Raw genomic sequence first — 11,437 nt, 5'->3', positions numbered from 1 at the left:
TGAGGGGATAGGCAAAACATGGTGTAAAGATCACCATCAGAAAATTGTCCTGACATTCTCTTCGATTGCTATATCGTTAGTCTGGTCATGAAACACCTTCAAGACATCCAAATCGTTTCAAGACCAGCAGTGTTTCAACCGTAATCACACCGCTCCAATCCTGACGCGCCTGTTGCCATGCATCAGGGAACATATCTCCCCAAGACCAGGTGGGTAACCAAGCACCCTCTTCACCTTGAGTAGAAATCTCGTAGGCTAAATTTGCCGTTACGGCTTCTTCCATTCCAGCCATAAAAGGAGAATCAGGCGCATCTATCACTTGCAATGGCCGTAGACAATAGCCTTCCCAAGCCGCTGAATTCTTTTCAATGGTCCCATCAATCTGCTGGGCCACAACTTGACGAATCTGTTCCCGGAATTCATCGGGTAGTGTTTTTGTCTTCATCAAACGTAGACAACACAACAGGTCATGCATGCCCATCTGCTCTGTATTTGATAATGCACCCATGACCCGCTCCGACACCTGAGAGATAATAGTCTCTGGGACAAGATGTTGATAGTCATACAGATATCCCAGTATCTCAGCGGTCGGGTTAAGAGAGAATAACTCCGATGTTTCTTCATCGTCTGACTGTTCCCACCAAGGAGCATGGGGACTCTGCTGAGCGGATTTAGGGATAATCGGCCAGTGCCATTCTTTTTGGTCTAAGGTCTTTAGTAGATAGGCGATCGCAACTGAGACGACCTCATGATCTGAGGTACCGTTAATTGAGCGAAGTACTTGAAAGGCAATGGATGTGCAAAGTGCCGAGCTATCATTTGTGCGCAAGTCAGGTTCTAGTCCATGACCAAAACCGCCATCTGGATTCTGGAATTCCTTCAGTGCGGCAACTACTGAGTCGGCTGATGCTCCGTTAAAGGCATGGTGGAATCTGGCAATTTCTAATGGCCGTCCTTTTTGTTCAATAAACTGTTGTGAGGCCTCTAAGGCTGTCCTGGTCAGAATTGGTTGGATCATTAGTCAGCTCTCTTGGTGAATAGTTTATTTGTACTATTCTAGAAGCTTTCAGTAATATTGGTTAAAAGATCGTATCAGTCGTTGCAGATATCGGGGGATAGATTCAGGCGGAAGCGATCGCAAAAATAGGCATTAGGGTTTAATGCAGGGCCATCGGTTAGGCTCTCGGGTAATGGCTGAATAACACCTGTGTTTTCTAAACTTGTATTAGATAGATAAATGACAGAAAAGGAGATAAGCGTGATGCTTATCTCCCGGTGAGTGAGTAAACTTTTGGGTGAAAATTTCCTAATGGAACGATGGGTTGTGACGAATCAGGTCCATAAACTCCTGACGTGTGCGAGCATCATCCGCAAACACCCCTTGCATCGAACTGGTAACAGTCCAGGAACCTGGCTTTTGCACCCCGCGCATTACCATACACATGTGAGACGCCTCGACAACAACTGCCACACCCTGGGGTTGTAAAAGACCCTGGAGGGCATTGGCAATTTGCTGAGTCAGTCGTTCTTGCACCTGCAACCGTCGTGCATACATTTCACAAATGCGGGCAATTTTCGACAGGCCAATTACCTTGCCATTGGGAATATAGGCAACATGGGCACGGCCTAAAATCGGCAAGATATGATGCTCACAAGAACTGAACAAATCAATATCGCGTATCAGTACCATTTCATTGGTGTCTTCATGGAAAACGGCTCCATTGAGCAGTTCATCCAGGGACTGATGATAACCCGAGGTTAAAAATTTGAGGGCTTTGACCACACGTTTTGGTGTGTCTCGCAATCCTTCACGGTCGGGGTCTTCTCCTAAGCCTAGAAGCAATGTTCTTACGGCTTGTCGCATGTCTTCGTCTGAAACAGGAGCTTTAGCTTCGGTGTTGATTAACTGGCTACGAATATCGTCGGGTGAAATGGATAAGGTCATAAATAACGAGTGGGTGAATTGTTGGATGGATTTATCAAAATGTCGAGCGATCGCGAACCGATCAGCCCCCTTCAGAAAACGACTGAAAGACTGGATGTAGCAATTGCCGAATAGGCAACTACACGTCAGGTTAGCGGTGTACTACCCTGACAAATGATGTATCAGGCGAGGCAAGCCGTCAGCTGCTGCTGGATGTCATCACCATTGAGATGCCGCCCGATAAAAACAAGCTGGTTTCGAGGTGGGGTGGACCATTCTTCACCGTCAATAGAGAAGCGAGGACCACTTAGCTGAAAAATATTGCGCAGGTCACTTTCCTCAAACCAGAGAATTCCTTTTGCCCGAAAAACATTCTTTGAAAGTTTGTTTTGCAAAAAGTGTTCAAATTTTTTGACATGGAAGGGCCGATCGCTCTCAAACGCAATGGACACAAATCCATCATTCTCAAGATGGGCAGAGTGGTGATGATGGTGTTCATGATGTTCATGCCCATGGTGATGGTGCTCGTGCCCGTGATGCTCGTGCCCGTGCCCATAGTGCCCGTGCCCGTGTCCGTGATGGTGCTCATGGGCCGTCTGCTCAATTTCTTCCTGCACCAGCGCAGCATAAGCTTCGGGGTTGTTATACCCTACATCTAAAACTAGCTGTAGCGGCACTTGGCCCTGCTGACTGTGCAAAATCCTTGCCCCCGCTTTAACGCTACTAAGGTACTCTTCTAACGTCTTTACCTGGTCCGATGAAGCCAGGTCAACTTTATTAATAATTGTAACATCAGCGTAGGTGATTTGTTTCAAGGCGGCTTCACTCTCAAAATGATCGGGCGTGAAGGTTTCGGCATCTACCATGGCGATGATGGAATCCAAACGGGTGAGGTCGCGTAGTTCAGTACCCAGAAATGTAAGAATAATAGGCAGCGGATCAGCCACACCTGTGGTCTCAATCACCATATAGTCAACACGGTCATCCCGCTCCATGACTCGATAGACAGCGTCTACCAGGTCATCGTTAATGGTGCAACAAATGCAGCCATTGCTAAGTTCAACCATATCTTCATCCATTGTCACTAACAGCTGACTATCGATGTTGATATCGCCAAATTCATTAACGAGGACGGCAACTTTTAAGTCTTTATTATTGCTTAGAATATGGTTCAAAAGCGTTGTTTTACCACTGCCAAGAAATCCGGTAATGATGGTGACGGGCATTCCTCTTTTAGTGGTTGAGGGGAGTGTGGAGGCTGTCATGGAATAAACTCCGGAAGCAACAAGATGGATTCCCTAACTCCTTTGGAGTTAGCCAACGATATCTCTGGCCTAATTATGTTCACAAGGCCAACTTGCGGGTGTTGGGGGCGAGCATCGCCAACAGAAAAATAGCGAGTTGAACGGTGACAATACTGGGGCCCGAGGGTAAGTCGAAAAAGGCAGAAACCATCATACCAATAGCGGCCCCTAAAGCACCTAAGCCTGCTGAGGTCAGGATGTACTGAACAAAGTTGCGGCTAAGGAGACGGGCCGCACAAGCGGGTATCACGACAAATGCACTAATCAACAAAACACCAATGGCCTTAATGGAAATACCCACCACCAGAGATAACAACACAATGAACGCTGTACGTTGGGCAGACACAGATACGCCCCGAGCAATGGCCATGGATTCATGGAGTGTTAGGAGAATTTGCGATCGCAACGTTAGCCCCATAAATATGACACATACCACCAACAGCACGCCGCTAAAGATTAAGTCAGTGGTTTGCATTGCCAGGATATCACCAAACAACAGGTGGGTGATACCGCCTTTGTAGTCCTCACGAAAACTCAGCAAGATAATGCCAATGGCCAAGGATGATGAGTAAACAATATTTAGCAGCGCATCGGTCCAGAGACGCGTGCGTTCCAGGAAATAGGTCACACCCAACGCAAAAAGAACAGCAAAGGGTAACAACACCCAACCAGGATCCAGACCCAGCAAAAACCCAATGCTAATACCCAACAGGGCTGAGTGCCCCAGGGTATCACTAAAAAAAGAAAGCTGTCGGAGAACGGTAAAGCTACCCATTAAGCCGCCCATAAAACCAGTGAGAACACTGCCCATCAGTGCCCGTTGCATAAAGGGCAGTTGAAACAGTTCTATCACACGGGTAAATTCAGCCTGGATCGACATGGCAGAAAAACTAGCAAGATTAACAAGAATGGTGATAGCGAACAAACTCAGAGCCATAGGCCAGGGAGAGATTCTCTGGGGTAAGAGAATGATCGGGTTTTCCCTGGCAGAGCAGGGTGCGATTTAGACAGAGGACGCGATCGCAACTGCGACGTACCATATCGAGATCATGGGAGATCTGCAAAATGGCCCAGCCCTGGTCTTGTTTAAGCTGGTGCAGCAACCGATAAAATTCCGATTCGTTACGCACATCTAAACCAGCGGGAGCCTCATCGAGAATCAGCAGACGGCGGGGACGCACTAAACAGTAGGCCAGCAGTACCCGCTTTAGCTCTCCCCCCGACAACGCACTCACAAGCTTGTAACGCAAATGCCAGGCGTCCACCTGGGTCAATGCCTGCTGCACTGCATGACGGCGCGCCCGTCCACCAGCCCAAGGCAGCTGTAAGCCCAGACGATCCCACCCGAGACCGATCAGTTCTTTGACTGTAATGGGAATGCGGCGATCAAACAGAAAGTTTTGAGGCAGATAGGCAACCTGTTGTCTCACCTCAGCTGGCAATTTGCCTTTAGGAGAGAGCGGCTGCCCCAGGACAAACACCTCTCCAGACCGACGTGGCAAGATTCCCAGTATGGCCTGAATTAGGGTGCTCTTTCCGGCTCCGTTGGGACCCACAATTGCGGTATCCATGCCAGCTGGCACTGTGAACGATACATTCTGAACCGCTGCATAGGTCTCTCGGTAAACCGTCAACTCGTTGACGACTAAGACTGGATCGCTCAACTGTTCTCTCCTGGCCCCATAAAATCATTCTCCATACTAAAGCCACCAACCGATTGCGGCTACCGGTTGAGGCGTCCAGAAAGGATACCAGGATTGTGTGGATGCCCCAAAGCTATCTGCCAGATTCTCAGCATTCTGACGCATGATTGTCAGATAGTAGTCTGGCTGTATCGCCTCGGTCGGACCTACTTCCAGAGGGTCAAACTCACTTACACCAATGGAGAGATCCTGTGCGATCGCCTTAAAGGAAGATTCTCCAGCCTGGGGCTCGGTCATAATGGTTTTTAACCCTTCCGCCTGCACTGTATCCACCACACGCTTGACATCGTCTGGAGATGGATTTTCTTCGGGAAGACCTACCAGAACTTCAGCTTCCAGTCCATAGCTGCTAGCAAAGTAAGCGGCGAAATCATGAAATACCACAAATGTTTGTCCAGCAAAGGGGGACAACATTTCCGTAATGTCAGCATCCAATGCCTGCAGCTCAGTAATAAATGCCGCCGCGTTAGCCGTGTATTCAGCCTCCCCTTCTGGATCGGCGGCAATCAAACCATCGCGAATATTTTCGACCTGTTCAATGGCTCGCTTGGGATCCAGCCAGACGTGGGGGTCAAATTCACCGTGGGCGTGAGCATGGCCATGGTCGTCATGGCTCGCTTCGGCATGATCATCATGGGCCTTCTCTTCACCGTGATCGTGGTCGTCGTGCCCTTCTTCACCATGGTCGTGATCATCATGGGCCTTTTCCTCACCATGATCGTGATCGTCGTGGCCTTCATGGCCATGGTCGTCATGGCCTTCTTCGCCACTAGCAAACGCAGCAATCTCTTCGCTAGAGTCGATGGTGACCAGATCGGAATTTTCCGCATTCTCGATCATGTCATCTAAAAAGAACTCCATTTCCAAACCGTTTTTCACCAACACGTCCGCACTGGCAACCGCCTGAATATCACTGGGTTTGGCCTGAAAATCATGGGGACCCACATTGGTGGGTAGCAACTGTACCACCTCGGCGCGATCGCCCGCTACCGCTTTAGTGAATTGGGTTATGGGCAAAAATGTTGTAACCACCTGCAATGAATCTTCGGGTGCCGCTGCCGAAGAGTCTGCTTCGCTGGTAGAGTCCGTAGGAGCAGTCGTGCAGCCACCTAGGGTAACGATTGCCCCCAGCGCCATAATCGATAACTGTTGTACCTGCCGTTGAAAACTCAGTCTAGACATTACTATTCTCTCTTCAAAAACAACATTAATTCTTTAAGCTTTATCTTGCTATGGACGTAAAGCTAGGGCAGCATCTTTGGCGAAATAGGTCAAAATCAAGTCGGCTCCCGCCCGTTTCATACTGGTCAAGGTTTCTAGCATGACGGCTTTTTCATCAATCCAGCCTTGCTGCGCCGCCGCTTTGACCATGGCGTATTCACCACTGACGTTGTAGGCAGCAATGGGTAAATTTGTGTTTTGTTTAATGCGGCAAATCACATCCAAATAGGCCAGAGCCGGTTTCACCATGACGATGTCCGCCCCTTCCTTAATATCAAGCTCTACCTCTTTCAGAGCTTCCCGCGCATTGGCGGCATCCATCTGATAGGTCTTTTTGTCGCCAAACTTAGGGGCAGAATCCAGGGCATCGCGAAATGGACCGTAATAGGCCGATGCATATTTAGCGGAATAGGCAAGAATGCCAACATTAATCCAACCGGCAGCATCCAGTGCCTGACGAATTTCGCGCACACGACCGTCCATCATGTCGGATGGGGCCACAAAATCAGCCCCCGCCTCAGCCTGTACCAGGGCCTGTTTGACGAGAACTGCCACGGTTTCATCGTTAAGAATTTGACCATTTTGCACAATGCCGTCATGGCCCTCGCTACTGTAGGGGTCAAGGGCTACATCGGTAATCACCAGCAGCTCCGGCAGCGCTTGCTTAAGGGCACGTACGGCGCGAGGGATCAAACCATCCGGGTTATAGCTTTCGGTACCCGCGTTATCTTTTTGATGATGGGGAATGAGCGGGAACAGGGCAATGGCTCCAATGCCTAACCCCCAAACAGTTTTTGCTTCCTCTAGCAATAGATCTAGGGAGTAGCGAAAACAGTTGGGCATCGACGGTACCGCCTCCTGCTGCCCCTCACCTTCCATGACAAACAGAGGATAAATTAGATCAGCGGCGGTTAGCACCGTTTCTCGTACCATACGGCGCAGCGCTCCGGTACGACGCAGACGCCGGGGACGATGCACTTGGCCAGTACTGCCACTATTATTATCAGCGGGTGCAGCTTCCTCTATCGCTTTAACAGCATCTGTGGCGGTGGGGAGGGGCGCTGACGTGGGTGACATAGATGTGGATGACATAAGATGGAAACCCGTTATGATAATGATTATCATTCCTAGGTATATTACATCAGTTTTTCGAAATTGACGCGATCATAATCCTTAAAAATTCCATGACTCAGGTTCACTGTACTCGGGCTCAAACAGCGGTACTCCAGTTACTGCGGCAACAGTCTGAACCGATCTCGGCTCAGGCGCTATATACGCTGATCAAGCAACATCAGCGGATTGGTTTGGCAACGGTATATCGAGCCCTTGATGCGCTAAAGCGCATGGGCAGGGTGCAGCATCGGGTAACGCTGACAGGGGAAACACTCTACAACGCGGTGGAGCAGGATCATCACTACATGACCTGTTTGCACTGTGGACAGTCGTTTCCTCTGAATACGTGCCCTTTGAAGGGTCTGGAGTTTTCTCTTCAGCATTCCAGCTCATTCACAATCTACTATCACACCCTGGAATTCTTTGGCCTTTGTGAGCCCTGTGCGGTGCAAGGTGGGTGAGGTTTTGGATTTAGCGGGCTAGAAAAAGGGGATAAGCATCACAATCATGTTAATAGTCTAAGATAGGTGCACACCCTAAAGGCTCTAAGTGGAAAGCCGATAAGAACGGTAGACTTGAGAGTCTTTGTCTTGAATTTGGACAGCATTTGGTGATGCAGTATGACCCAAGCAATTGATTTAATATCCTCGCCGCCATCACCATTGTCATTGCAAGATTTTCTTGTGTGGGATAGCGGTGATGATCGTCTATATGAATTAATTGAGGGTGAGCCGATGCCGATGAGCGATCCCACTGCTAATCATGAGGATGTGGCGGATAATCTTTGTGATTTGCTTAGGCTGCATTGTTTAGAGAAAAATTTGCCCCTCATACCTAAGCGTTCCAAGTTAATCTCTATTGGTTCTCGGAATGGACGAGACACTGCCAGACGTGGTGATATTGTTGTTTTTGCCAAGGCTGAATGGGAACGGATGAAGGGGCTGTCCAGCTCAGCGATGGCTTATATTGCTCCAACCTTAGTGATTGAGGTGGTGTCAACAAACTGGCGAGATGACTATTTGACTAAGCTGGCTGAGTATGAATCTATTGGTGTTGAGGAGTATTGGATCGTTGACTATGCCGCGTTAGGGGGGATGCGGTATATCGGTCATCCGAAGCAATCTACAGTGTCTGTTTACACGATGGACCCTGAGACAGGTGAATTTGGTATGCCACAACAGTTTCGCGGGGATAACAAAATTAGGTCTACTGTTGTCCCTGAACTTGTAGTAACGGCCAAGGCTTTATGGAAAGAAGATTAGAGAATATTGATAACTATTGCATTCATCTGCGCGGCAGAGGCAAAAAAGATCATCGCCGTCGGGGATGCAACGCGTCAGGTGCAATATGTGGTAAAAACACAGAACTAAACCGACACTTATGAAGTATAGCAGACTGACTAAAAGCAAGCACTAATCACATAACAATAGAAACCTAAAGATTTATCGTGGCTATACCGAATAATTCAACGATAGAAACGCAAGACTGAAAAGCGGAGCAGCCAAAAGCTTAGAAACGCAGTTGAGATGTAGATCTAGGTGCAGGAACTGTGCGGCTAACGGTGAACGGTCAGGGGTGTGAGAGATTTGTTTAAAGCTCAACCCGTGAGCGTGAGTCGAGCGTCCCTCTCCACAGGGTAGTTAGAAAGCAGACCCCTACATAATTACGAACCTACTGTACCATTTTACTTGCTGGCGACACCGATTATTTGCGTCCGTTTCTTAGGATTACGGCTCCCACAGTTCCACAACAGGCTTTTCGCAAGATACCACATCGATCACTTCATCTCCCGTCCAAACTCGATAATGCTTTGCAGAACCGATAATGTCTTTGTACCAACCATGATTAGCATTGACGTAGTCTAAATACTTGGATCGGGAAAGAGCCTGAATCACTCCTGTATCATCACGCTCTTCGTAGTCGTCCCAGGAGGTATAGGATTCATCAACAACTTGCCATGCTATTGACTGCGGAAATCTCACCAACATCATCCTGCTCTCATCTTTGACTTCTACCGGGCGACTACCTTGGAGAAGCTTCTGCACTGTCGGATTGGGATCGGTTTGTTCATCATCAGGTTCGCCAACGAACATCTCTGTGAGAATCAGACGAAGGTCATCCTGGTAAACCACGGCGTGGAGTTGCCACATTTCTGCTTCGTCTAGAACTGTAAGCATATGCAAAGGATAGCTAACGTTTCTGTTGAGCGGTTGTCAGTATTTGACAACGCAGTAATCTTTCAATAATCCGCTCCAACAGGCTTGTTAGGTGCAGTCTGGAACGGCTATTTTTCTAGTCTCGTTTGTAGAACGAGTCACCGCGTTGAAAATACCTCACAGCAATAGGGATATCAATGGCCGCACTCACCATAGTGAGTACACACACATACATGATAAACCAGTACAAACCTCTATCCAACATTTGTGTCGTGAGTAGATGAAATAAGTAAGGGAGTATTAGCAGCCAATGCGCATGCCCGATGGGACCGATAAGTTGTGAGAACGGTCGGCGACGATGAACTTGACTCCCAATAATAAAGGACAACACCCGACCGAGCAGAATCACCAGTCCAGGTGTTTCGCGAATGAAATACAAGCCGCCGAGAACTTGTGGCAATGGATAGAGGATTGCCCATATTCGGATTGTCCAAGGCAACGTGCCCATCGCTTTCCAAAACTGAATGAGATCTTTCAACAGATTCATAAGCTAATGAGAAAAATTTGATGACTTTTTACTGGGTATTCGAATATGACAGGATTAAAGCCTTGATTAGCAGGCTTTTGAACTCCTAGAAACGCAGATCAAGATCAAAGGATTGCTAGCTCGCAGCATTAGACTGGTTTAAGCGGCGAGATGTTCATCACCGCTTAAACCAGGTGGTCGAGTAGTTAGAGAGCATTTGGTGCTAACTTTGTTTGACGGACAACTAATTTGACGATGCTATCCATAGCACAGCAATCGACACTCTTTGAAGGTGATGGGATATAGCATCGAACAGGTTGTTGTCAGAAATCAGCCTGTAACTATAAGCTTGGTTGAGAACTGCTCACCATATCCTGGACCATCAACCATGTCCCTGTGACCTTTTGCCAAAGGACTTGATAATTACCGGTATCCGTTACGACACTGTTATCAATTTCGAGAGAATATGCTCCAAATTCCAACGCATAATCTCCAAAGTCATGGAAAGATTCTGTCGATAGAGTCAACTTTTTCAGACCATCCTCAAACATCCTGTTGAATGTCTTACCGATCGCAGCCTGTCCAGTTAACTTAGGAACATTCGAAAAGACCAACACGGCGTCCGATGCATACATCGCCTTTAATACTGAGATATCTTGCCGAGCAAACGCTTCCATCATTTCAGCATTGCGCTGCTCGATAACGGTTTTAACGCAACCACTCATCATGCCACCCTTTCCTTGCTATTGACGTGCTCCCAAAGATCAGAAGCAATTTCTGCCACTTTGCCGCGAACGGTATCTACGGCGAATTGAGGTGCCGTCTCTGGTCCACCAGAATTGAAAGGTGGAGCTGGACGGTACTCGAACAGTAACTGAATGACATGGGCAGCAGGCTCGCCAACGACATTGGCAATCACTGAAATAGCGAAATCGATTCCCGCTGTAATGCCGCCTCCAGTAATCCGGTTACCGGAGATGCATACCCGTTCATCCACTCGTGTGACGTTAGGGTAGCTGTCAAGCAGCTCTGCATAGGTCCAATGGGTTACTGCTCGGTGTCCATCAAGGAGCCCAGCTTCTGCCAAGATTAACCCTCCGGTACAGACAGAGGTGACATATTCTGCCTGTTCTCCTACTTCCCGAAGGAAATCGATTACCGCTTGGTCTTTCAACTGAGGCAATACATTACCACCACCGGCAACAACCAGAACATCTATTTTGGGACAATCCTCAAACCCATAGTGAGGGGTCAAGAGTGCACCGGCATCCGACATCACGGGTTCGGATGTCTTGGAAAACGTAAACGTCTCAAACTCATCAACCATTGCGAAAAACTGCAAGGGTCCATAAGCATCCATCATCGTCACGTGCGGGAAGATATAAATCCCGACCTTCTTTTTCTCAACCATAATCTTTTGCTCCAATGTTTTTGCTAAGAGCTAATATATACGGTATCGTACATAATTAAATCGAGGTTGTCAAAATTTT

The 11,437-nt window shown here is 48.0% G+C and carries 13 protein-coding genes; 2 read left to right on the top strand and 11 right to left on the bottom strand.

Going from position 1 to position 11,437, the window contains the following annotated elements; all coding sequences use genetic code 11:
• Nucleotides 1-85: 85 nt before the first annotated feature.
• From QGP82_RS26410 to hemB, 7 genes are all read right to left on the bottom strand, one after another.
• Nucleotides 86-1,018, bottom strand: a complete 933-nt coding sequence (locus QGP82_RS26410) for a hypothetical protein (RefSeq protein ID WP_163659515.1) — start codon at nucleotides 1,016-1,018, stop codon at nucleotides 86-88.
• Between the two features lie 288 nt (nucleotides 1,019-1,306).
• The gene (gene folE / locus QGP82_RS26405) at nucleotides 1,307-1,945 is read right to left on the bottom strand and encodes a GTP cyclohydrolase I FolE (protein ID WP_163659517.1); all 639 of its coding nucleotides are present in this window, start codon (nucleotides 1,943-1,945) and stop codon (nucleotides 1,307-1,309) included.
• Nucleotides 1,946-2,106: 161 nt separating this feature from the next.
• The gene (locus QGP82_RS26400) at nucleotides 2,107-3,189 is read right to left on the bottom strand and encodes a CobW family GTP-binding protein (RefSeq protein ID WP_499061516.1); all 1,083 of its coding nucleotides are present in this window, start codon (nucleotides 3,187-3,189) and stop codon (nucleotides 2,107-2,109) included.
• Nucleotides 3,190-3,268: 79 nt separating this feature from the next.
• Entirely contained in the window at nucleotides 3,269-4,108 is an 840-nt protein-coding gene (locus tag QGP82_RS26395) for a metal ABC transporter permease (RefSeq protein ID WP_163661633.1), read from the bottom strand.
• A 19-nt stretch (nucleotides 4,109-4,127) separates the two neighbouring features.
• On the bottom strand, nucleotides 4,128-4,892 hold the full coding sequence (locus QGP82_RS26390; RefSeq protein WP_163659521.1) for a metal ABC transporter ATP-binding protein: 765 nt from the start codon (nucleotides 4,890-4,892) through the stop codon (nucleotides 4,128-4,130).
• Nucleotides 4,893-4,928: 36 nt separating this feature from the next.
• The gene (locus QGP82_RS26385; protein WP_163659523.1) at nucleotides 4,929-6,113 is read right to left on the bottom strand and encodes a metal ABC transporter solute-binding protein, Zn/Mn family; all 1,185 of its coding nucleotides are present in this window, start codon (nucleotides 6,111-6,113) and stop codon (nucleotides 4,929-4,931) included.
• 48 nt (nucleotides 6,114-6,161) lie between these two features.
• Nucleotides 6,162-7,244: a porphobilinogen synthase gene (hemB, locus tag QGP82_RS26380; RefSeq protein ID WP_499061515.1), complete on the bottom strand. Its 1,083-nt coding sequence runs from the start codon at nucleotides 7,242-7,244 to the stop codon at nucleotides 6,162-6,164.
• A gap of 92 nt (nucleotides 7,245-7,336) precedes the next feature.
• Here hemB and QGP82_RS26375 point away from each other — a divergent pair, with 92 nt between their 5' ends.
• Both QGP82_RS26375 and QGP82_RS26370 read left to right on the top strand, forming a co-directional pair.
• Complete coding sequence (locus tag QGP82_RS26375; protein ID WP_163659525.1) at nucleotides 7,337-7,726, top strand: Fur family transcriptional regulator; 390 nt, start codon at nucleotides 7,337-7,339, stop codon at nucleotides 7,724-7,726.
• A gap of 159 nt (nucleotides 7,727-7,885) precedes the next feature.
• The gene (locus tag QGP82_RS26370; protein ID WP_499061514.1) at nucleotides 7,886-8,527 is read left to right on the top strand and encodes a Uma2 family endonuclease; all 642 of its coding nucleotides are present in this window, start codon (nucleotides 7,886-7,888) and stop codon (nucleotides 8,525-8,527) included.
• A gap of 465 nt (nucleotides 8,528-8,992) precedes the next feature.
• On the opposite strand, the gene QGP82_RS26365 is transcribed toward QGP82_RS26370, so the two are convergent.
• The 4 genes from QGP82_RS26365 to QGP82_RS26350 form a co-directional block, all read right to left on the bottom strand.
• Complete coding sequence (locus QGP82_RS26365; RefSeq protein WP_499061513.1) at nucleotides 8,993-9,442, bottom strand: hypothetical protein; 450 nt, start codon at nucleotides 9,440-9,442, stop codon at nucleotides 8,993-8,995.
• Nucleotides 9,443-9,557: 115 nt separating this feature from the next.
• Nucleotides 9,558-9,881 (bottom strand): hypothetical protein, encoded by a 324-nt coding sequence (locus QGP82_RS26360; protein WP_499061512.1) that lies wholly within the window; start codon nucleotides 9,879-9,881, stop codon nucleotides 9,558-9,560.
• A gap of 407 nt (nucleotides 9,882-10,288) precedes the next feature.
• On the bottom strand, nucleotides 10,289-10,675 hold the full coding sequence (locus tag QGP82_RS26355; protein ID WP_499061511.1) for a YybH family protein: 387 nt from the start codon (nucleotides 10,673-10,675) through the stop codon (nucleotides 10,289-10,291).
• A complete protein-coding gene (locus QGP82_RS26350) occupies nucleotides 10,672-11,358 on the bottom strand; it encodes a DJ-1/PfpI family protein (RefSeq protein ID WP_163659531.1) in 687 nt (228 codons plus the stop codon). Before QGP82_RS26350 ends, QGP82_RS26355 begins: the two co-directional genes overlap by 4 nt.
• Between the last annotated feature and the right edge of the window lie 79 nt (nucleotides 11,359-11,437).

Origin of the sequence: Leptothoe sp. LEGE 181152 (assembly GCF_032906605.1) — a bacterium.
GTDB classification, from domain to species: Bacteria; Cyanobacteriota; Cyanobacteriia; order Phormidesmidales; family Phormidesmidaceae; genus Leptothoe; species Leptothoe turfae.
This window is presented reverse-complemented; position numbering and strand designations above follow the sequence as displayed.